This is a genomic window from Trichococcus palustris, from assembly GCF_900114465.1.
GTDB classification, from domain to species: Bacteria; Bacillota; Bacilli; order Lactobacillales; family Aerococcaceae; genus Trichococcus; species Trichococcus palustris.
The window spans coordinates 37,214-60,120 of record NZ_FOTD01000009.1 but is presented as its reverse complement, the minus strand read 5'-3'; the positions used below and the strand labels follow the sequence as shown (position 1 = coordinate 60,120).

Below are 22,907 nucleotides of genomic sequence, written 5' to 3'. Positions count from 1 at the left end.
TTCCTCCCCTTCTTGTATCTACTAGGTAAATACGTGAAAAGGCGGGAAAATTTTTATCGTTATCCGTTGTCCTTCAGCCAAGCCATGACGGCATGCAGGTCCGGCAGGATCGCCACAGCCTTTCCCTCCGCTTCCTCATTCGGGGCAATCAGGTCCGGAACCATGATGACCTCGATGGCAGCATCATAGGCTGCGCGGATGCCGTTCAAGGAATCTTCCAGTATCAGGCACTCTTCCTTCGCAAAGCCTAAAGGTTCCCAGGCGCGAAGAAATATTTCCGGATTCGGTTTGGCGAACGCCACTTCATCGCCGCAGATTTGATATTTGAAATAGTGCGTCACTTCCGCCAGCTCCAAATAGAACGTGACTTCCTTGCGCCGACTGCTGGAGGCGACGACACAGGCTACACCTTCCCTTTCCAGGAACGCCAATAATTCACGGAGACCCGCTTTCACCGGAATCCCTTTGTCCAACGCTATCGCAGCCTGCGTTTCTTTGGTTCTCTTCTGGAACAATGACGTCAAGGCCGGATCGCCGATATCCGACACCAAATCATGGAAGACATCCTTATCCGATCGTCCCACCTGATTCAAATAATAATCAAAATCAAACGGTATAGCCAAGCACAACTCCTTCACCAACTGCCCTTGCGCTTGATAACCCAGCTTTTCCGTGTCGAACATCAATCCATCCATATCAAAGATGACGGCTTTCTTTTTCATGTAAAAACCCCTTTACTTGTTTAGTAGGTAGTGCCGTACATCCGAAAGGAAATACAGGGAGCCCGTAATCAAGAGCATGTCGCCCTCGGACTGCTTCGCTTTCAGCTCATCGACCGCTTGACGCCAATCAGCGAAGGTCATTTCTTCCGCCACGCCCATCCGCGACCGCAATTCTTCGACCGATGCCACCCGCGGAGATTCAAAAGTAGTCACATACAGGGTGCTGTTCGGCACCGTTTTGATCAAAGCGCCCATCTGCTCCAGGTCTTTGTCGGCCAATGCGGCCAACAAAATCGTTATTTTTTTATCAGCGAATTTCCTGTTCAGCGCATCCGCCAGCACTTCCATTGCCGGGACGTTATGTGCGCCATCCAGCAAAATGAACGGTTTTTGTGAAATGATTTCCAGGCGAACCGGCCACGCCGTACGCAGGAAACCGGCCTTAATGGACTCTTCCGAGTAAGCGAATCCGCACTTGTCACAGAAGAGCAGAAAAGCTTGCAGGGCCGTTGCGGCATTATCGACCTGATGTCCGCCCATCAACGGGATTTCGATGCCCTCGAAAGAAACATGAGCGGATGAAAAGTCAAAGGCTTCATGATAATGCTCCGCTACATCATGCCAGTTTGATGCCGTAAAATCTTTCCGGTATTCGAATAAGGGTGCAGCTTCTTCTTTTGCCTTTTCCCGCATGACTTGCAAAGCATCCTCCGGCAATCTCCCGATCACTGCAGGTGTCCCCTTTTTGATGATCCCGGCTTTCTGATGGGCGATTTCCGGTATGGTATCCCCCAAAATATTGATGTGGTCTTTGCCGATGGTCGTGATGATCGATACGTCCGGTTCGGCAATGTTGGTGCTGTCATACAGCCCGCCCAGACCGACCTCTATCAAGACGACATCGCAAGGGTGCGAGCCGAAGTAAGAGAACATCATCGCCGTCACAATTTCGAATTCCGTCAACGCGCCCAATTCCGTCTCGCTGATTTCTTGGTACAGCGAATAGAGAATGTTGGTCTGCTCCAGAATATCATTGTTAGAAAGATCGTTGCCGTCTATGCTGATCCGTTCATTGAAGCTCACGATATGCGGGGAAGTGAAGGTGCCCACCGAGTAACCGGCTGCCATAAACAGACTCCGCAAATAAGCCACGGTCGAGCCTTTCCCGTTTGTGCCGGCGATATGGATGGATCTGAATTTCCGTTCCGGATGATCCAGTTTCTCCATCAACCACTTCATCCGTGCTATCCCCGGCTTCGGCCCCATCCCTTTGCGGGTGTGGATCCATTCCATTGCTTCTTCATAGGTTGTAAACATCCGCTAAACTGCTCCTTTTGTTCAAGAAAACCCCATTTACATAGCGTTCTGTCTAAATGAGGTTTTCTCTTTTTCTATTCTATTTTAAACGATTATGCCAATTGTTCCTTCAATGAAGCAATCCGTTCTTCCACGGCCACCAATTTTTCGCGGTACTCGGCTTCCTTTTGACGCTCGCCGTCAACGACGTCCTGCGGCGCTTTGCTGATGAATTTTTCGTTCTTCAGTTTGCCCTCCACCCGTTGCACTTCTTTGTTCAGCTTCTCAGCCTCTTTTTCCAAGCGGGCGATTTCATCTTCCAGCTTGATCAGACCGGCCAACGGCATGTATACCTCCCCGCCGGCGATGATCGCTGTCACGGCATCGCTTGCTGGTTCGATCGTCTGGCTGATTTCCAGCGTTTCCGGATTACAGAAACGGATAATGTAAGATTTATTTTCGTTGAAGATTGTTTCCGTTTCGGCATCATTCACTTTGATTTGCATATTGACCTTTTTGGACAACGGTGTATTCATTTCGCTGCGGACATTGCGCACACTGCGGATCAGTTCGATCAATTTATCCATCGCCTCTTCGGCTGCCTCATCGAAGTAGGCCGCATCAGCTGTCGGGTAAGCCGCAACAACGAGCGAGCTGCCTTCATGCGGTACATTCTGCCAAATTTCTTCGGTCATGAACGGCATGATCGGGTGCAATAGGCGCAACACATTATCCAACACATGGGCCAGGATGCTTCTTGTCGTGCGCTTCGCTTCTTCATCATCCCCTTGCAGCACTTCTTTGGTCATTTCGATGTACCAATCGCAGTAATCATCCCAGATGAAGTGATACAGCAGACGGCCCGCTTCACCGAATTCAAATTTCTCGAACAAGTCCGTCACTTTCGCGATCGTTTTGTTCAGGTTGGATAGGATCCATTTATCGGCAGTCGTTTTTTCGCCGGTGATGGCGATATCCTTGTATTCCAGGTCTCCAAGGTTCATCAAAACATAACGGCTGGCGTTCCAGATCTTGTTGTTGAAGTTCCAGGCCGCATCCATTTTTTCGTAGCTGAAACGGACATCCTGTCCGGGCGCTGAGCCATTCGCCAAGAACCAACGCAAAGCATCGGCGCCATATTTTTCGACAACATCCATCGGATCGATGCCGTTGCCCAAGGACTTGCTCATCTTGCGTCCTTGCTCATCGCGGATCAGACCGTGGATCAAAACATTCTCAAACGGACGGTGATCGGTGAATTCCAGACTTTGGAAAATCATCCGGCTTACCCAGAAGAAAATGATGTCATAGCCCGTCACCAATGTGCTTGTCGGGAAGTAACGTTTGAAATCTTCGGCATCTTCATCCGGCCAGCCCATCGTCGAGAATGGCCATAAAGCGGAGCTGAACCACGTATCCAAGACATCTTCGTCCTGTGTCCAGTTTTCGCTGTCGGCCGGTGCTTCCATGCCGACGTACATTTCGCCAGTTTCTTTATGATACCAAGCCGGGATTTGATGTCCCCACCATAATTGGCGTGAGATTACCCAGTCATGGACATTATCCATCCACGTCAGGAAGGTATTTTCAAAACGCTCCGGATAGAAGGATACTTTTTCGTCTGTACTTTGGTTTTGAACGGCTCTTTCGGATAAAGGCTTCATCTTGACGAACCATTGGGTGGAGATGCGCGGCTCCACAATGACATCCGTACGTTCCGAATGGCCGACGCTGTGCATCATTTCTTCCACTTTCACCAGGAAGCCTTGCGCCTCCATATCTTTGACGATCGCTTTTCTGGCTTCAAAGCGGTCCATGCCTTCATATTTGCCGGCAAGCTCATTCATCGTCGCATCGTCGTTCATGACATTGATCTGCGGCAAGTTATGGCGCAGGCCGACTTCGAAGTCGTTAGGGTCGTGTGCCGGCGTGATTTTAACAACACCGGTCCCGAAATCCATTTCGACATAATCGTCGGCGATGACCGGGATTTCACGGTTCACCAACGGCAAAGTGATCGTTTTTCCGATGTATTGTGCATATCTTTCATCATCCGGATGGACGGCAACGGCAGTATCGCCGAGCATCGTTTCCGGACGTGTCGTCGCCAACTCCAGGTACCCGGAACCATCCGTTAAAGGATAGCGGAAATGATAGAAAGCACCATTGACATCTTTATGGATAACCTCGATATCGGATAGAGCTGTTTTTGCTTTCGGGTCCCAGTTGATGATGTAGGCGCCACGGTAGATCAAGTCTTTTTCATAAAGGGTCACGAAGACTTTGCGGACCGCATCGGATAGGCCTTCATCCAAGGTGAAACGCTCACGCGAATAATCGACGGAAATGCCCATCTTGCCCCATTGTTCGCGGATGACGCTGGCGTAATCCTCTTTCCATTCCCAAACTTTATCGACGAAAGCTTCACGTCCCAAATCGTAACGGCTGATGCCGTCTTCGGCCAATTTCGCTTCCACTTTCGCTTGGGTTGCGATACCGGCATGGTCCATACCCGGCAACCATAACGTATCATAGCCCTGCATCCTCTTTTGGCGGATCAGCATATCCTGCAGGGTAACATCCCATGCATGCCCCAAATGCAGTTTCCCGGTTACGTTCGGAGGCGGAATGACGATGGAATAAGGTTTCTTTGTTTTATCCCCACTTGGTTTAAAAAGGCCCTCTTCGACCCATTTTTGATATTTCCCAGCTTCGACAGCTTGGGGTTGGTATTTTGTCGGCATTGCATCTGCTTTAGACATTCAGCCACTCCCTCTCTTCTTTCATTAATAACGAAAATAAAAAAAACGCCCTGCAACTATATGCAGGACGATTATTATCGCGGTACCACCTAAATTACAGGGACTTTCCCCTGTCTCTCTTTTTGATAACGGAGTATACTCCGAGTCATGCTACCCAGTCCGTAGACGTTCACACCACCTGCTCACAAGCTACTTCGCTTTCCTTCCCCAAAAAAGCTCTCACCAACTGCTTTTCTCTCTTTGGTAGTTCCGGTAAAGTTACTCCTCTTGATCGTCGCTTTGTTTATACTCAAACAGTTTAGCATCTTTTCATAAAAATCTCAATGAGATTAAAGTAATTTTTTAGCTGCCGCTAGTGCAGCATCGAAATCGGGTGCTGTAGAGATTTCCGGCACGATTTCCTTGTAGGCCAATACGCCATGCTGATCAATGATAAACACGCTGCGAGCCAACTTATTGTCCATTTTTGGGATAGCCAAGCCATAGGCAAGGGCGAACTCGCCTTGATCGTCATGCAGCATCTGCATATCGATGCCGTTTGCCGCACACCAATCCAGCAATTCTTCTTTTGTATTTTTGGAAACGGAAAGCAAAATCACGCCATCCAAATTTGCCGCCGATTTATTGAACTGTCTTGTTTGCGCATCGCATACGCGAGTATTGATATCCGGGAACACACTGATCAAAACAACACTGCCCCTCAGATCATCCAACGTTACTTTTGCATCCTGAGTATTGAACAACGAAAATCCCGGAGCTTGTTCCCCAACAATCGGTTGGACCCCTACTAATTCAACTGGTTCCCCTTTAAGCGTTACTTGCATTACAAATTCCCCCTTATACGATAATAACTTCATTATACAGACAAGTAGGAAATTACGATAAGGAAACGCTCCACAAACCGAAAGCATTTCCGAAAAAAACGGAACGGACGATTAAAGCAAGTCAGCAAAGAACGATTCCTGTTGATGGGAACTGTCCTCTGCTCCGGTGATGTGCGTCACGACTAAGCCGGCCATCGCCCGTTCGATCAACCCTTCGACATCCAATTTCGCTTCGAATTTCCTCGCCTTGTCCAAATGCGGCTTCGTCTTCGGCGAAGGCGGGGCAAAGATGGTGCAACAGTCTTCGAACGGTTGGACCGAAAGATCGAAGGTATCGATACGCTCCGCAATCGCGATGATTTCCAGCTTGTCCATCGTCACAACGGGGCGAATGATCGGCGTCGTCGTCACATCGTTTATCGCAATCATGCTTTCCAATGTCTGCGAAGCCACTTGCGCCAAGGATTCGCCATTGAAGATGGCCAACCCTTGGCGCTCCTCGCGGATGGCATCCGTTATGCGCAGCATCATCCTGCGGGTGATCGTCATCAAATAATCCGCCGGCACAAGATTCTTGATCTCTTCCTGGATTTCGGTGAACGGCACCTCCACAAATTGGATATCCCCACCAAACTTCGTCAATTTGGCCGCCAAATCTTTGGCTTTCTGCAATGCCTGCGGGCTCGTATATGGCGGGCTATGGAAATGCACAGCCTCCACTTTGACGCCGCGCTTCATCGCCAAATATCCGGCAACCGGAGAATCGATGCCGCCGGACAGCATCAGCATGCCGCGGCCGCTCGATCCCACCGGCAACCCACCAGCGCCTTGATACGTTTCCGTACTCAGCAAGATCCCTTTGTCTTTTACGTCCACCCGGACCAAGATATCCGGATGTTTCATTTTCACGGTAAGGGAAGGGAAAGCCGCCAATACCGTTTCGCCTAATGCCGCATTCAAAAAATTCGTGTCGTATTCATAATCATGGTCGGCGCGGCGCGTCGCAATCTTGAACGTTTTCCCTTCAAGGTCCATTTTGCCCAGCAACGCGACAAGCATACGCTTGACTTCATCCAATTCCCGGGATACCGCATAGACCGGCGAAAAGTTTTGGATGCCGAATACATGTTTTAATTTTTCCAATACAACCGTTTCGTCCGCGCCGTTCAATTCCAGCGACATTGAATCATGCTCCGCATTGATCTTGATTTGCGGGTATCCCGTCATCACCATGCGGATATTTTTTGCCAACTGTTGCACAAACCGCTTTTTATTTTTTCCTTTAGTCGATAATTCGCCGAAACGAATTTGTATGCGAGTTTCCATTTGTTGTTCCCTTCTGTACCTATTGTATTTTTTTGAATTTTTTATGTAATGTCCTGAAATGTTCCATAAAGGCTTCCGCTTCCGCTTCCGTATTCTCCCCTGCAAGGCTGATCCGTACGGCGCATCTGGACCATGCCGGATTGACGCCCATCGAGCCCAATGTATACGGCACATCATTTTTTTTGCTGGAGCAGGCGCTCGTTGTGGAAATGAATATCCCTTCATTCTCGAAGGCATGGACCATCACTTCCCCGCGTACCCCTTTCATCGCAAAACAGAGGATATGCGAAGCGCCGTCCTCAGGGGAGAACACGTGAACATCTTCATAGGCGCTCAAAAAGGCAGCCAGTTTATCGCGGATCAACCGTTCCTGTTTGGTGTTTTCTTCGCTTGCTTCCAACGTCATGCGCAATGCCTTTGACATAGCCGCGATGCCGCCGACATTCTCGGTTGTGCTGCGCATGCCTGATTCCTGGCCGCCTCCGGTCAACAGCGGAGCGATTCGTTTTCCATGTTTCTTATAAAGGATGCCCACTCCTTTGGGCCCATGAAATTTATGGGCGGATAAAGACAGCAGATCGATTCTGGGATGCTGGATGATCGGATTGCTCTCCCCCGCAGCTTGGACGGCATCCACATGGAAATGCACCCAAGGGTACTCTTCCAACAATGCTCCGATTTCTTTGATCGGCTGGATGCTTCCCACCTCATTGTTGATGGCCATGATCGAAACCAAAATCGTATCCTTGCGCAGCGCTTGCTCCAGGTCAGCGACTGAAACAACGCCTCTATCGTTTACCGGCAGATAGGTGATTTCGAAGCCCAGCATTTCCAATTGTTCCATTGTCCTTGTCACCGCGGGATGTTCCACCGAAGAAGCAATCATGTGCTTACCCGCAGCACGTTTTTCCATGGCAGTGCCTTTGATGGCCCAATTATCGCTCTCTGTCCCACCGCTCGTAAAGAATACTTCATCCGTCTTTACGCCCAGCAGATCGGCGATTTGCTTGCGGGATTGTTTCAGCAAAGCCTCCGCCATATTCCCGAGCTGGTGCAGACTGGATGGATTCCCAAATATCTTTTCGTTCACTTTCAGATAAGTATCCAAGGCTTCCGGATACATCTTAGTCGTTGCACTGTTATCAAAATAAATCATCGTTACGCCACACTTCCTTATGTCATTCAGACTGCCTCTCAAACATCTAACCCATTATATAGAAAACTTGCCACTATGAAAAGTAAGTCTCGCCATATTCTCATATTTCTCTTTGCTGCACATATCGAACGAAGGTGGTTAAAAGAAAGAGCCTGGGACACGAATGTCCCAGACTCTTTCTTTCATGGAATGGATTGTTTGGTGGGTGGATTAGAAAATGCGGCGGTTCTTTTCTTCGAAATAGGAATCTTCCACTTTTTTAGCTGCACCTGGCTCAATACGGTTCAACGGAATTTTTATCGCTGCAAGGGACTCGTCGTATTTATATTGACGATGGAACAGTTCCAGGGCCCTATTGATGGCATTCTCAATTTCAACATGGGAATGGCGGTAACGGTTCGCATATTGAATCATGTATTCCGTCAGCATGGCGTTGTCGACAATCGCTTGGGTCTGATTATCCAACATCTCGATGTCCTCTTCACACATTTGCGAAATATTTTCGATTTCTTCCATATCAATCTTCACTCGGTTCAATTTAGAAGCCAATTCTTCGATGCGGTCTGTCACGGAGAAAAACAGATCCAAGTATACGTTGGGCAAACCGGGCAGATGATATTTTTCGATTGTACGTTTCATATTGCGCATATCCAGCTCATACACATCGATGCTGTCTTTTATTTCTTTCTCGCGGTTGCGCAAATCGCTCAGGCTACTGACCAGCTCAGACTGTTCTTTATCGATTTCAGACAAACGCTGGCTAATTTTTTCGTAGTAATCTCTGACGACCGAATAAGCGATTTGGTGTTCCCTCATCATTTTTTCGTAGTAACGTAGCGCTTCGTTCTCTTTCAGCAATTGTTCTTCGAATTCCTGTGCACGGCCCAATTCGTTCTTATTCAAAAAGTAATTTTGGGCGACGCGATCAATTTCCAGCAACACATAACGGTTGCTTTGCAAGACGTGATCCATTTTTCTTTGCAGGTTTGCTGTATGGCGATCGACATACTCTTTGGCTCCCATTTCATTTTCCATGATGCCGTATATCGAATCGATTTCCCTTGACGCTTTATCCATTTTCTTTCTTGCTTCATTGACGTCGGCAAGTCCGATCGAATCTTTCGCTTCTTGGATGATCCGTTCAACGGAAGCGATTTCTGCAGGGACATCAACCGTTTCAAAGACATATTTTTCATTCAACAGACGTTGATAGCCATCTTTCAAATCAATGATCTGTTCTTCGTACTCCGCTTTGATCTGCTCATTCAATTGAGGAATTGTTTCAACAACTTCTTCCATCACCGTCAAGTCCTGTTCAATGCGGGAGAGGACTTCTTTCGCTTCCATATGGTCGCCTTCGCTTGTCAAAGAGTTGAACTTCGTGAAATCCAATTCCATATAGTTGAGATTTTTTTCCAACGTTTCGATGGCAGGCCCAAAATTGAAGCTATGCGCCAACAATTGCTTGCGGATTTTATTGTAGCGCTCTTGGATTTCTTCCAATTCTTTGCGGTTTTCCTTTGCGCTTTCCAACAATTTCTCCAAAGCCTTATTGACTTTTTCGACACTGTTTTTGGTTTCATCGATCAATTGATCCGCATGAACGATGGCTTGTTTCGCTTTAATGAAATTCATCCGTTGGATATGTTGTTCGGCGCTGACCAAAGCAGCCTCAATTTCAGGATACTGAAACCGGGTGATGGTCTGCCAAGTTGCTTGCCAGCTTTCATAGGTACTTTTTGTTTGGCCTGTCAAATTCATATTTTTTAAAGTAAATAAATTATCAGCTACCGGAATGGCCATAGCTTTTTGTTTTTTGTCGTCAATTTCCTTAATTCGATTTGCTTGTTGTTTGGTTAAGTACATAACCACTCCATATCCAATCAAGACTATCATTATGATCGCAACTAACCAGTATATAAACTCCATGTAACAATCCTCCACCTATTCCAATAATTTCGTTTATTTTATTTATAAAAATGAAAACGCCCAATATATCATTTTTTAGTATAACATATAAAGAACTGTTCATGTACCAAAAATTTTAGCATGCTTTGCATTTCGCATGTTCTGCTTCTTTTCCCCTGAATCAGCCAACTAGAATTTAGTTTTTCACATAACAAGATACAAGATACACTGATCTGATTGGAAATGCCAACTAATTCTTGCATCAGCTGGCTTTCTTTGGTACAATGAGCTTCGTGTAAAATAATGCAGCGAGAAAGAAGCACCCACGTCAACAGTTTATCGCCATCACATGGTTCAATTGTGTAACCTTGCGGCTGCATAAGGTGAAGATTGAAGGATAACCTGCACGTATTGCTGAATTTTCATTCTTATTTTACTCCAAAAAACATTTTATTGGAGGAATTTTAATATGTCACGTTATACAGGACCAAGTTGGAAACAATCTCGTCGTTTAGGCATTTCACTTTTAGGAACAGGTAAAGAATTAGAACGTCGTCCTTACATCCCAGGTCAACACGGCCCTAACAACCGTAAAAAATTATCTGAATATGGTATGCAATTACAAGAAAAACAAAAATTGCGTCACATGTACGGCATGAACGAACGTCAATTCTCTACTCTATTCAAAAAAGCTGGTAAAATCAGAGAAGGCAAACACGGCGTTAACTTCATGATCTTATTAGAACAACGTTTAGATAACGTAGTTTACCGTCTAGGTTTGGCTTCTACTCGTCGTCAAGCTCGTCAATTAGTAGCTCACGGACACATCACTGTTGATGGCAAACGTGTGGATATCCCTTCATACTCAGTTGCTGTTGGCCAAGTAATCGGCGTACGCGAAAAATCTAAAGACCTAGTAATCGTTAAAGCTGCAGTTGAAGGCTTATTCGGACGTCCTGAATTCATCACTTTCGATGCAGAAACATTAGAAGGTTCATTGAACCGTCTTCCAGTTCGCGAAGAATTGTCTGCTGAAGTTGACGAATCATTCATCGTTGAATACTACAACAAATTAGGATAATCCTTTCCGGGATTGTCTTTCCTGAAAAAACCGGCAAAGCAATTTGTCGGTTTTTTTTGTGCGTTCAATCTAAAAAAAAAGGATCCGTAACGACAGGAAAGTCGATGCGGATCCTTTTTCATTCATACTCGGCAATGCACAGCTTGTAGATGGGCAGCAACTGCATAAACGTATCCTTCATAAGGGTTTCTGTGCCCTTTTCACTGTTCAGGCGCAGATCGTCATGCTGGATTTTCGTACCGATCATCAGCTCCGCCTTCTTGACGTCGCGCAGCCGAGCCAGGGCAAGGGGCCAATCCGTTTCCGCTATCCGCATGACGTCAGCCACCGTGTGATCAACCGAAACGACGAAATCATCGGGCAATGTCCCCAACAGAGGGATGTTCGCCAGCAATCGTTTCGCCATCTCCTTTTCCTTCAACGGCTGATCGATCAGACACAGATAGAAAGCGACGCCATCCCCTGAAATTGCTATTTGGAAATGAGGGTATTTTTTGTAGCCCCTCGTATCCCCACCGATGGCGCACCACGTATTATCGGGCGCGTATTTTGTCCGGCGCAGATGCTTGGCGACATGGACGGGCAAGCTTACGCCTCCCAACTCCTCCTTAAGCAAAGCAGTTGCCTCGCCGGCAAAATGCCGAAACTTCGGTTGGATGTGTTCCCGGATGCCGACCATCCGTTCTTCCAAACCTTTTATCGAAAAGACTTCAAAATCTTCTTTGTTGAAATGGATATTTTCCAAAATGTGCAGCTCCTTCGAATCGTTTGCTTTCATTATATAGAAAACCGGAAGAGATGGAAAATCTAAGCCTCCCCCAAAAACGAGTCCAACAAGCTGCCATTACCCTGTTTTCGCCTGATGAACACAGAAAAAGCCAGTATGCAGATAATCTGCTACTGGCTTTTTCATAACGATTGTATCGGTTATTTTTTCAGGATCCCCAAGATGCCGCGGCTGATGACCCTTCCCACTTCCCTGCCAAACTGTGACATCAAGTTCTTTGTGAAGCGGTCCATCGTCGTGTCCCGATTCGTTGGCTTCGTTTTTTTCTGGAGGGATTCTTCTCTGGCCCGCTCTTTTTCCCGTTGCTTGAGCTGCTCTTCTTTTTCCTTCTCCCTTGCTGCGAGTTCTTCATTCTCTTCCAATTCGACAGCTTTTATTTCAGCGAGCCGTTGCAGCTGTTCGTAGGAGGATTCCCTATCGATCATTTCGCCGTATTTCATATATAACAGGGAGTGATTGATCCGTTCTTCTTTGACGAGCGGATCCAAGATGCCCATTTTACTTTCAGGCGGATAAATCATCACTTGCTGGACATAGCCCGGAATCCCTTCCGAATCCAGAAAAGAAACCAGGGCCTCGCCCACTTTCAGTTCGGTCAATTTTTTTTCCAGGTTTTCACCCTCGTGTTGGCGGAAAGTATCAGCGACCGCTTTGACCGTTTTTTGCTCCTTTGGCGTAAAGGCACGCAAAGCATGCTGCACTTTATTCCCCAATTGGCTCAAAATGACATTCGGCAAATCGGTCGGGTTTTGGGTGATGAAAAAGATGCCGACACCTTTTGAGCGAATAAGTCGCACAATCAGTTCGATTTTCTCTTCCAACACATCCGGTATATCTTGGAACAATACATGCGCTTCATCAAAAAAGAAGACAATCTTCGGTTTTTCCAAATCGCCTACCTCGGGCAACTGCTCATATAATTCCGACAGGAACCATAGCAGGAATGTGGAATAGAGCTTCGGCGACATGAACAACTTGCTCGCCATCAACACATTCACGATTCCCCGCCCTTGACTGTCGACACGCAGCAAATCCTTGATGTCAAACATCGGTTCGCCAAAAAATGTATCCCCGCCCTGCTCTTCGATGACCAACAGCCCCCGCAGAATGGCACCGATCGACTGCTTGGATATGTTTCCGTATTCTCTGCGCAATTCAGCAGCATTATCGCCCACGAAGTTGAGGATCGCCTTCAGATCCTTCAGGTCGATTATCAGCAACTGCTTCTCGTCGGCGACTTTAAAGGCGATATTCAATATGCCCTCCTGCGTTTCATTCAGCCCCAATAGGCGCGACAACAAGATCGGCCCCATGTCAGAAACGGTCGTCCGCACCGGCACGCCGCTCATCCCAAAGATATCCAACAATTCCACTGGAAAGGAACGCAGTTCAAAGCCTTCGATCTGAAGCTTGTTTACCCTTTCCATGATTTTATCGGATCGCTCGCCCGCTTCCGCTACGCTCGCCAAATCGCCCTTCACATCGGCCATGAATACCGGGATGCCTGCCTCGCTCAACTTCTCCGCCATCACTTTTAACGTTACAGTCTTTCCAGTGCCCGTTGCTCCGGCAATCAGACCGTGTCGATTCAGTTTATCCATATATAGAATTGCCGGTTCCTCGCCTCGTCCGATAACCAATCCCTGAGCCATAACGATTTCCTCCTTAGACTATAACTTCATCCCTATTTTACAATTTACGGAAAGGGCTTTCAAGATTATGCACTCGTCGAATGAAATATAATATACGCTGCCATGCGAAGGACAGGAGAATGTTGACTTGGTTGTCTAAAAAATAACGGCCCCGCAATCCCGCTTAGCGAGGAACTGCAAGGCCATTTTTCGTTTATTTTGTTACTTTTGCTCCCAAAGAACCGGTGAAATGGGTCAAAGCCCAGGCATGCCCGACCGGATCGAAACTGGCGACAGCCTTCTCATGGATGACTATCTTATAGCCCAGATTGTACGCATCCACGGCCGTGTGCAGCACGCAGATATCGGTGCAGACGCCGGTCAGGTGGATTTCGGTAATGCCGCGTTCACGCAACCGGATATCCAGATCGGTACCGCTGAAGGCTGAATAATGGCGTTTGTCTATCCAATAGACATTCCGTTTCCCTTTATTCTCTTCATAGAGGTCGGACAGGCTGCCATATAACGCGCGTCCGGCTGTCCCAATCAGATTATGCGGCGGGAAAAATGCATTTTCAGGATGGTAGCGATCCTCCGCATCATGGCAATCGATTGCAAATACGACAAAATCCCCCTGAGCGATGAACGATTTCGTGACGGCGACCAGTTCCGTTTCAATTGCTTGCCCCGCTTCTCCTGTTGTCAAAGCGCCATCGGTTGCAACAAAGTCGTTGGTATAATCAATGGAAATCAATGCCCTCATGACGGATCACCCCTTTTTTTCTAAATGCTTCAATAACTCGATGACCATTTCCGCAGACTTCTTGCCTGCTTCCACAATGAATTCATCAAACGTCAGGGCAGCATCCTCGCTTGCTCCATCGGAGATGGCACGGATGACCGCGAACGGCGTCCCCAGCACATAACACACCTGCGCGATGGAAGCCCCCTCCATCTCCGTTGCGTAGGCATCCGGGAAGTTCTTTTTGATGCGTGCGATGCCGCTTTCCGAAGCGATGAAGGAATCGCTGGAAACGATGGTTCCCGTTACCGTGCGCAAGCCGACCGCTTCTGCCGCTTTTGTGATTTGACTGACGACGGTCGCATCTGCCGGATAATAGTGCGGCATTTGCGGAACTTGGCCAAGCTCATAACCAAATGCCGTCGCATCCACGTCATGATAGGCCAGTCTGTCGGCGATAACAACATCACCGACGTGTAAATCAGGATGCAATCCGCCGGCTGAACCCGTGTTGATGACAACATCCGGGTGATAATGCCCGATCATGAAAGCAGCCGCTAAAGCCGAATTGACCTTGCCGATGCCGGACTGCACCAAGACCACTTCCTGGTTTTCGATTGTACCCCTTGTGAAAATCAGGTGGTACTGTTTTTCCTCAGTCTTATTTTCCATATTCTCCAAAAGAATACGGTTCTCCTCTTCCATTGCTCCAATAATCCCGATCATATCCTGTTCCTTTCCGATTCAAATTACTCCATTATTATAGTATAAACGCAATGACAAAGACCAATATAATCAGCAAAATGACAAAAACGATGGCTTTGTTTAAAAAAATATCCAATTGGCGCCCTTTTTCTTTCGAAGTCAGACGAAGGTCTTTTGTCTTTTTATCGCTCTTCTTGGGCTCTTTCTTTACTGCGGTCTGGCTTTTTCTGGAAGCGTTGTTTCCGTTACTTTGCGTTCCCGGATTTTCTTTTTTCCTGCTGATTGGTTCTTTACCGGTTGAACCTAAGGGTGTCTTGATGGCATCAACTTTCCCCTTGATTATTTCAGTACCCGCTTTGCTCGGGCTGGCACTTTTTTTCGTCTGTTCTTTTTGATACTCCCTGTACCTTTCCCTCGTAATCAACGGTTTTTTCGGGTTGGACATTTTACTCACCTATTTTCTTTTGCAATAAACGCATTTCCCAGAATAACATAGCGTAAATTGTTTTTGAATCACAAATTTCACCGGAATCCTGCAGGGCTTTCGCTTCTTCATACGTCAACTCCAATATTTCGATGAACTCATCTTCATCCATCGGCAGGGAATCTTGCACTTTCGTCAATCCTTCCGCCAAGTAAAGCGTAATGCGTTCATCCAGGTAGGCTGGCGTCGGATAAAACGTGGTCAATTCCGTCCATTTATCAGCACGGTAATCCGTTTCCTCCTCCAGTTCCCTGACTGCCGCCTGGAAGGGCTCCGTGTCCGAACGCTCCAATTTCCCGGCTGGAATTTCCACTACGGTACGATCCAACGGTTTACGGAATTGGCGTACCATTACCATCTTGCCGTCATTTGTAAAAGGGATCATCGCAACCGCACCCGGATGCCGGATCATCTCCCGGATGGAAGTTTTACCGTTTGGCAATAATACTTCCTCCCTCACCAAATGCAGCAGCACGCCATCAAATATTTTTTCACTGGTCAATGTTTTTTCTTCAAATTCCACTATCGCGACCTCCATGTCTCTGATTTTTCTGTAAATACAATGATACCTCATCTTTTCCATCATTTACAATAGGCTGGCAAAATGACTTGGACAATCCGCTGTTCAAGGCAAGGAAAATCATCCTTTGGGCTGATAGGTATAGGGGGCATTTTTGTGCTAAACTATGTATAGCAACGAAAACACGTTCTCAGAGGAGGAACAATCATGTGGAACAATATAAAAGACATCATGAAGTACACATTTTCCAGCTTAGCCTGTCTGATCGGACTGGCAGTTTTCTATTTCGTCTTCGGTTTTGATTTTTGGACGTCCATCGGCCTGACGGTAGTAATGGGAGCAATCCTTTTCTATCTGCAATCCGCACGAGGATTTTCTTTCCCTAAAAAATCAAAGAGCAAGCCGACAGCTATCGCAAAAGTAAGCCCTACGAAAGAAGCTTTCTACCTGTCAAAGGGCCTGACAAAAGATCAAATCGCCTATTTCCGCAACACGCTGTTCCAAGCGAAAAGCAATATCCAAGACATCGAATATAATTTCGATCAGGTTTCCAAATTGAAAGCCATCTCTATCCGGAATGACACCATGGACATTCTGAAAGACTTTTTCAAAAACATCGTCGAGCAGCCGCAACGCCTGCATGAGGTCGATAAATTTCTATATACTCATCTGCCGAACTTAAAAGAATTGACAGAGAAATACATCGACATTGACGGGCATGTTTCGAAAACAAAGGGCACCTATGCGGCTCTGGAAGAGAGCGCCCGGACCATCGACGAGATGTGCCAACTGATTGCCGAGGATTATGTGACATTCATGTCCAACGACATCAAGGATTTGGATATCGAGATGGAACTTGCCAAGCAAGTTTTGAAAAGGGATAATAGTAGCAAAGACAACGAAAATGCATTGGATGAAGAATTATAGGGGGAAATAAGATGGAGAGATTTGATTCAACGAACCCAACCGACAAGCAAGAAATCAAAAACGTTAACCAGGAATTGGATGACCTCTTGGCAAACCCATTCACGGATCCGTTTGCCAATCCCGTGGCTAAGCTGGATCCCAAAACGGAGCTTGCAGAAATGCCGCAACCCGCTAAACTGATCGACAAATTGCCGGAAGAAAGGCAAAAACAGGCTCTCGCCTTAGCCGGCCAGATAGATGAAAAGAATATGCAAGCCATCATCAGCTACGGGGCCGCCGCGCAAAAACAATTGGGCGAATTCTCCCACTCGATGCTGGACCATGTGCAGAACCAGGATACGGGCGAAATCGGGGATTCCCTCAACGAGCTGATGTATCGCCTGAACGAGGCAAAACCGGAAGATCTGCGTGCCGAGGACAATAATGTTTTCCGCAAAATCTTCGGAAAGGTCAAACAATCGGCCTATGAAATGACTGCAAAATACCAAAAAATCGGCGCCCAGATCGACAAAATCGCCATCAAATTGGACAAGGAAAAGAACAGCCTGTTGAACGACAACCTGATGTTGGAGCAGCTGTATCAAAAGAACAAGGACTATTATGATGCATTGAATATTTACATCGCTGCCGGAGAAGTAAAAATGGAGGACATCGAGAAAAAACTGATCCCTCAGGCCATCCAACAAGCTGAAACGAGCCAAAGCCAAATGGATGTCCAAATCGTCAATGACTTGAAGCAATTCCTGGACAGGCTCGACAAGAGGAAGCATGATCTGCTCCTGACAAGGCAAATGACCATCCAGCAAGCCCCGCAAATCCGTCTGATTCAAAACACGAACCAGGCATTGGCAGAAAAGATCCAGTCATCCATCCATACGGCGATCCCGCTATGGAAAAATCAAGTGGCCATCGCCCTCACCCTGCTGCGCCAGAAAGACGCCGTCACGGCACAACGACAAGTTTCCCAGACAACGAACGATTTGATGAGGAAAAATTCGGAAATGCTGAAGATTTCAGCGATTGAGACTGCCAAAGAAAACGAACGGGGTGTGATTGACATCGAAACACTCAAGCAGACACAACAAGACCTGATTGAAACGTTGGAAGAAACCCTGAAGATCCAACAAGAAGGCCGCATGAAACGCAAGGAAGCCGAAAAGGAACTTACTTTCATGGAAAATGATCTGAAAGTCAAATTGCTTTCCATCCAAAAAGAAGAAAAAGAGCTCCGCTGACATTTCAGGGCGCAAAAATTGTACCGTATGCAAAATCAACGGTTGAACGCATCCAGTGTAATCGGTTATGCTTGGAAGCTGGCTTTTTTGAAATGCCGCGGCTTGCTGCAATCTATCGGAGGGCCTGAGCCAATTCGCTCAGGTCCTTTTCGTATTTATCTTCTGATCGGCCATCTTAATGGGCATATACGCGGAAAATAGCCATCTATGCGCTGTTGGTTCATAATGATTCAGCTCTGCCAACCCACAAAATACGCGATCGCTTTCAAGCGTTATCGTTTGAGTTCTGGGCGATTTTCTTTATAATGAGTGTGTAGTTATTATTAATAAATAGTAATTATGTTGTTATTGCTCTGGTTGGTTTGGTAAAGGAGGAACTAAAAATGGCTTTGATTTGGCAATTGATCGTCGGCGGTGTGTTGGGTGCTCTTGCAGGTGCTATTTTAGGCAAAGATGTCCCAGGCGGAATCATTGGCAATATTGTTGCCGGTTTTATTGGCGCTTGGATAGGTGCTAAATTATTCGGAGCGTGGGGTCCTGCAGTCGGAGGCTTCTACCTTCTTCCAGCTTTAGTCGGTGCAGTCATCCTAATTTTTATCGTTTCTCTTGTATTGCGGAATATGAAAAAATAGAAAAAAATATCTTTTCTTTATAATAAAATAATTTATGGGAAGGCGAGAACACCGTGATTTAATCATGGGTGTTCTCGCCCTTCCTTATTTCTTTTAACGCATGATGAATGAAATAGAAGAATGGCACACAACTGAAAAAAGCGCCACAGAATAGATTCTGTGACGCTTTTGGATTCGCTAATGTCAGAAAAAATATGAGATTATAATTTTACAACGTTAGCTGCTTGAGGTCCACGGTTGCCTTCAACGATTTCGAATTCAACTTCTTGGCCTTCTTCTAAAGTTTTGAAGCCTTCGCCTTGGATAGCTGAGAAATGTACGAATACATCGTCTTTTCCTTCAACTTCGATAAATCCAAAACCTTTTTCGCCATTAAACCATTTTACTTTGCCTTGTTCCATAATAGTGTAGTACCTCCAAAATATTCAATTGGTAAGTTGATAATATAATTATTAGTATCATATTAGTTCAAGTTACTAATATAAGTATAACGAATTTCTTTTGTATATTCAAGAGTAATTTATACGCTTTCTTAAATAAATCTCATTTTTTCATTCGTGTTTTAGCTCTATTCGAAAAAATGAAGCAAAGAAAAATATACTTGAACCGTTTGGGTTAGCCAAAGATTCAAGTATATTTTTTTAGTGCCTCTGTCTATTCCTTGACGTCAGTCGCTGGTGTTCCGTTATTCCGCTTCGGCAACGAGTGCTTCCGGGAAATCGGAACGGACGATATCTGCACAACGATGGCATAGCGTTGGTGCATCTTCGATTGTTCCCACTTCTTCTTTGATGGCACGGCATCTTTCGCATGTTTCGCCATGCGCATGTTCCACCAAGACTGCCCCATTTTCAAAGGCCAGCGCTTCAGCGGTTGCTCCTGCAGCATCTTTGATGGTGATTTGGGAAACGATGAATAATTGTTCCAGGTTAGCATTCAGCTTTTCAAACAAAGCTTTTGTTTCATCATTGACGAATAACGTCAGATGCGCTTCGAATGATTTACCGATGATTTTTTCGTTACGCGCCACTTCCAAGGCTTTCAATACATCGTCGCGAACCTTCAGGAAGTTTGACCAATCAACAAGTAATTCTTGTTGGCCTACATGCGATTCCGCTTCAGGCAGCTCAGACCATTGAACGTACTCTTCGTCTTCTTTCAGGTAGCTCCAGATTTCTTCTGTTGTATGAGGGATGATCGGCGTCAATAATTTAGCCAATTTCACCAAGACACTATAGAATACGGTCTGCATCGCGCGGCGTTCAAATTCATCTTCTTTTTCGATGTAAACGACATCTTTTGCAAAATCCAAGTAGAACGCGGATAGGTCAACCGTACAGAAGTTCATGATTGTTTGATAGATCGTTGAGAATCTGTATTCCTTATAAGCGGTCAGACAGGTATCCACGACTGCATTCAAACGAGCCATCATGTATTTATCGACATTGCGCAACTCTTCGTAAGCGACGGCATGTTCTTTTGGTTGGAAATCTTCCGTGTTGCCGATCAAGAAACGCATGGTATTGCGGATTTTACGGTATGTTTCAGAGACTTGCTTCAGGATGTCATCACTGACTCTAACGTCTGATTCATAATCGACGCTGGATACCCAAAGACGAATGATATCCGCTCCCATATTCTTCACGACTTTTTCAGGAAGGACCGTATTGCCCAAAGATTTGCTCATCTTGCGGCCTTCTCCATCCAATACGAAGCCTTGGGAAAGTACGCTCTTATATGGAGCCACTCCGTTGATGGCAACACTTGTTGTTAAGCTGGAGTTGAACCAGCCGCGGTATTGGTCAGATCCTTCCAGATACATATCTGCCGGGAAGGTCAAGTCTTCTCTGCCGCGCAGGACAGCTTCATGTGATGAGCCCGAATCGAACCATACATCCATGATGTCCATTTCTTTCGTGAATTCACCGTTAGGGCTGCCTGGGTGGGTAAAGCCTTCAGGAAGCAATTCTTTCGCTTCTCTTTCGAACCAAACATTTGATCCGAATTCGCCGATCAAGGTTGCTGCATGGTCGATTGTTTCAGGAGTGATGATCGGTTCGCCGTTTTCTGCGTAGAAGATCGGCAATGGAACGCCCCATACACGTTGGCGGGAGATTACCCAGTCGCCGCGGTCGCGGATCATATTGAACAATCTTACCTTACCGGAAGGATGGAGCCATTCCACGTTTTCGATTTCGTCCAGGATGTTCTGACGGAATTTGTCGATTGACGCAAACCACTGCGGTGTTGCACGGTAAATGACCGGTTTTTTCGTTCTCCAGTCATGCGGATAGCTGTGGACGAAGAAATCGAGCTTCAATAGCGCCCCTTTTTCCGTCAATAATTCCGTCACCATTTTGTTGGCTTTGTCGTAGAAGACCCCTTCGAATCCAGGTGCTTCTGCTGTATAACAGCCCTTGTTGTCGATCGGCGACAAAACGGGAAGACCGTATTTTTTGCCGACCTGGTAGTCATCCTCCCCGTGGCCAGGAGCAGTATGTACAAGACCGGTACCGGCTTCCAGCGTTACGTGATCCCCTACCATAACCAATGATTCACGGTCATAGAATGGGTGTTGTGCAGTCATGTATTCGAACTGTGAACCTTTGTATTCGTTCAGCACTTCCACGGATTCCCAACCGATTTCATTTTGGACTTTTTCCAGCAATTCTTTCGCCACAACAAATTTACGGCCATCGGCATTGACCAATACATATTCGTAATTTGCGTTCACGGAAATACCTAAGTTAGCTGGCAATGTCCATGGCGTTGTCGTCCAGATGATGAATGCGGTATCTGTATCCAACAAATCTTTGCCGTCCTTCACTTGGAAGGCTACGAAAATGGAAGCGGATTTTACATCTTTGTATTCGATTTCCGCTTCCGCCAAAGAAGATTCGCTCGATGGAGACCAGTAGATCGGTTTTAAGCCTTTGTAGATATAGCCGTTTTCAGCCATTTTGCCGAATACACGGATTTCCGCCTCTTCATATTTAGGTTGCAGCGTTACATACGGATTTTCCCAATCCCCTGCCACACCCAAACGTTTGAATACGGTTCTTTGTCCGTCAATTTGTTTCCAAGCATAATCTTCACACAGTTTACGGAAGTCAGCCAAGCTCAATGCTTTACGGTTTACACCCGTATTCGTCAAAGCTTGTTCAATCGGCAAGCCGTGCGTATCCCAACCCGGAACGTATGGTGAGCGGAATCCTGACATGGATTTAGAGCGAACGATGATATCTTTGCTGATTTTATTCAGGGCATGTCCCATGTGGATGGCGCCATTGGCGTATGGAGGGCCATCATGCAATACGAACGTCGGTTTGTCGGCATTCAATTCTTGACGTTTCTCATAGATTCTCTTTTCTTCCCAATCTTTTTGCCATTCCAATTCACGCACCGGCAAGTTTGCTTTCATCGGAAAAGCTGTTTTCCCAAGATGCAAGGTTTCTTTCATTTTCATATTTGCCATCCCCTTTAACTGATTTTTGAAATTAAGAAATGCTGAACGGGTTCGTTCAGCCCTGAGTAAGGAAACACTGTGACCTGAACGGTCAAGTGTATCATGCCTCTAAGCGATTGAAATCGCAAGAGTCATGACAATTTAGGAAATCTGGCCCTGCAACGTTCCCTACGGTCACCTTATACTGGGGCTCTAAGGGATGAATCCCTAAGAGTCCCATGCAAATGAGCATCGTAGAGTGCAATTGCTGAGAGACTTCCTGCGTCAGCAGGTTAGTCGAACAGTATGTCTTGGCTCGCAGAGACAAGAGGTTCCTTCATCCCTTTTCCGAAGGGCTAACCCGTGAAGCTGGACAATTCATTAACATTCGGAACATTTTACTAACGTGTGAAACACCTACGGTGATGCACTTCTGCACTCGAAAATATATATATTTTCCTACAATGCAAAAAAGACCCGTCTCCTAAAGGGACGAAGTCTTCGTGGTACCACCCAAATTCAAAGCAATAACGACCCTCTGCAGGCGGATATTCCTTCCTCATTCAAACCGTTAACGCTGTTCAGGCGACCTTTTTTACTGTTGTATATTCAAAAAGATTCTCGTGGAGGATCCTAAGAAAAGAGTGACTTGTTAGCCTTTCACCGCTCGCTAACTCGCTGGAAGTATCTTCCCCTCGGGTGTTCCATTCATCAATAACTAGAT

Annotated in this window: 19 protein-coding genes and 1 other annotated feature; of the genes, 4 read left to right on the top strand and 15 right to left on the bottom strand. The window is 46.3% G+C overall.

From position 1 onward, the window contains the following. Positions 1–59: 59 nt before the first annotated feature. The 7 genes from BM101_RS07610 to BM101_RS07580 all read right to left on the bottom strand — a co-directional run bounded on the left by BM101_RS07610 (position 60) and on the right by BM101_RS07580 (position 10,015). Positions 60–722 carry an HAD family hydrolase gene (locus tag BM101_RS07610; protein ID WP_087033390.1) on the bottom strand — a complete coding sequence of 221 codons (663 nt, stop codon included), beginning with the start codon at positions 720–722 and terminating at the stop codon, positions 60–62. Between the two features lie 12 nt (positions 723–734). Continuing rightward, positions 735–2,039, bottom strand: a complete 1,305-nt coding sequence (locus tag BM101_RS07605; RefSeq protein ID WP_087033389.1) for a bifunctional folylpolyglutamate synthase/dihydrofolate synthase — start codon at positions 2,037–2,039, stop codon at positions 735–737. A 92-nt stretch (positions 2,040–2,131) separates the two neighbouring features. Beyond that, the gene (locus tag BM101_RS07600; RefSeq protein ID WP_087033388.1) at positions 2,132–4,780 is read right to left on the bottom strand and encodes a valine--tRNA ligase; all 2,649 of its coding nucleotides are present in this window, start codon (positions 4,778–4,780) and stop codon (positions 2,132–2,134) included. A gap of 60 nt (positions 4,781–4,840) precedes the next feature. Further along, positions 4,841–5,064 (bottom strand) — a binding site (T-box leader). Positions 5,065–5,109: 45 nt separating this feature from the next. Beyond that, positions 5,110–5,604 carry a thiol peroxidase gene (gene tpx, locus BM101_RS07595; RefSeq protein ID WP_087033387.1) on the bottom strand — a complete coding sequence of 165 codons (495 nt, stop codon included), beginning with the start codon at positions 5,602–5,604 and terminating at the stop codon, positions 5,110–5,112. A 111-nt stretch (positions 5,605–5,715) separates the two neighbouring features. Then, positions 5,716–6,930, bottom strand: coding sequence for a tRNA uracil 4-sulfurtransferase ThiI (gene thiI / locus BM101_RS07590; RefSeq protein ID WP_087033386.1), 1,215 nt, complete (start codon positions 6,928–6,930; stop codon positions 5,716–5,718). A gap of 19 nt (positions 6,931–6,949) precedes the next feature. Beyond that, positions 6,950–8,086, bottom strand: coding sequence for a cysteine desulfurase family protein (locus tag BM101_RS07585; protein WP_087033385.1), 1,137 nt, complete (start codon positions 8,084–8,086; stop codon positions 6,950–6,952). Between the two features lie 210 nt (positions 8,087–8,296). Then, positions 8,297–10,015, bottom strand: a complete 1,719-nt coding sequence (locus tag BM101_RS07580; RefSeq protein WP_087033384.1) for a septation ring formation regulator EzrA — start codon at positions 10,013–10,015, stop codon at positions 8,297–8,299. 448 nt (positions 10,016–10,463) lie between these two features. On the opposite strand from BM101_RS07580, the gene rpsD reads away from it, so the two are divergent. After that, on the top strand, positions 10,464–11,075 hold the full coding sequence (gene rpsD, locus BM101_RS07575) for a 30S ribosomal protein S4 (RefSeq protein ID WP_087033383.1): 612 nt from the start codon (positions 10,464–10,466) through the stop codon (positions 11,073–11,075). A gap of 118 nt (positions 11,076–11,193) precedes the next feature. On the opposite strand, the gene BM101_RS07570 is transcribed toward rpsD, so the two are convergent. The 6 genes from BM101_RS07570 to BM101_RS07545 form a co-directional block, all read right to left on the bottom strand. After that, positions 11,194–11,820, bottom strand: a complete 627-nt coding sequence (locus tag BM101_RS07570) for a DUF1054 family protein (protein ID WP_177194434.1) — start codon at positions 11,818–11,820, stop codon at positions 11,194–11,196. A 182-nt stretch (positions 11,821–12,002) separates the two neighbouring features. Then, on the bottom strand, positions 12,003–13,514 hold the full coding sequence (locus BM101_RS07565; protein ID WP_087033381.1) for a helicase HerA-like domain-containing protein: 1,512 nt from the start codon (positions 13,512–13,514) through the stop codon (positions 12,003–12,005). A gap of 193 nt (positions 13,515–13,707) precedes the next feature. After that, the gene (locus tag BM101_RS07560) at positions 13,708–14,256 is read right to left on the bottom strand and encodes a cysteine hydrolase family protein (protein WP_087033380.1); all 549 of its coding nucleotides are present in this window, start codon (positions 14,254–14,256) and stop codon (positions 13,708–13,710) included. A 6-nt stretch (positions 14,257–14,262) separates the two neighbouring features. Then, positions 14,263–14,961 (bottom strand): 5'-methylthioadenosine/adenosylhomocysteine nucleosidase, encoded by a 699-nt coding sequence (locus BM101_RS07555; RefSeq protein WP_087033379.1) that lies wholly within the window; start codon positions 14,959–14,961, stop codon positions 14,263–14,265. 34 nt (positions 14,962–14,995) lie between these two features. Next, a complete protein-coding gene (locus tag BM101_RS07550; RefSeq protein WP_087033378.1) occupies positions 14,996–15,385 on the bottom strand; it encodes a hypothetical protein in 390 nt (129 codons plus the stop codon). A 1-nt stretch (position 15,386) separates the two neighbouring features. Beyond that, on the bottom strand, positions 15,387–15,947 hold the full coding sequence (locus tag BM101_RS07545; protein ID WP_087033377.1) for an NUDIX domain-containing protein: 561 nt from the start codon (positions 15,945–15,947) through the stop codon (positions 15,387–15,389). Between the two features lie 204 nt (positions 15,948–16,151). Here BM101_RS07545 and BM101_RS07540 point away from each other — a divergent pair, with 204 nt between their 5' ends. The 3 genes from BM101_RS07540 (at position 16,152) to BM101_RS07530 (ending at position 18,738) form a co-directional block, all read left to right on the top strand. Beyond that, positions 16,152–16,871 carry a 5-bromo-4-chloroindolyl phosphate hydrolysis family protein gene (locus BM101_RS07540; RefSeq protein ID WP_087033376.1) on the top strand — a complete coding sequence of 240 codons (720 nt, stop codon included), beginning with the start codon at positions 16,152–16,154 and terminating at the stop codon, positions 16,869–16,871. Positions 16,872–16,882: 11 nt separating this feature from the next. Next, a complete protein-coding gene (locus BM101_RS07535; RefSeq protein WP_087033375.1) occupies positions 16,883–18,106 on the top strand; it encodes a toxic anion resistance protein in 1,224 nt (407 codons plus the stop codon). Between the two features lie 383 nt (positions 18,107–18,489). Then, the gene (locus tag BM101_RS07530; RefSeq protein ID WP_087033374.1) at positions 18,490–18,738 is read left to right on the top strand and encodes a GlsB/YeaQ/YmgE family stress response membrane protein; all 249 of its coding nucleotides are present in this window, start codon (positions 18,490–18,492) and stop codon (positions 18,736–18,738) included. Between the two features lie 200 nt (positions 18,739–18,938). Here the strand turns inward: BM101_RS07530 and cspD are convergent, their stop codons facing one another. Together cspD and ileS are read right to left on the bottom strand one after the other, a co-directional pair. Beyond that, on the bottom strand, positions 18,939–19,139 hold the full coding sequence (gene cspD, locus BM101_RS07525) for a cold-shock protein CspD (protein ID WP_087033373.1): 201 nt from the start codon (positions 19,137–19,139) through the stop codon (positions 18,939–18,941). A gap of 284 nt (positions 19,140–19,423) precedes the next feature. Then, complete coding sequence (gene ileS, locus BM101_RS07520; protein WP_087033372.1) at positions 19,424–22,204, bottom strand: isoleucine--tRNA ligase; 2,781 nt, start codon at positions 22,202–22,204, stop codon at positions 19,424–19,426. Positions 22,205–22,907 lie beyond the last annotated feature (703 nt).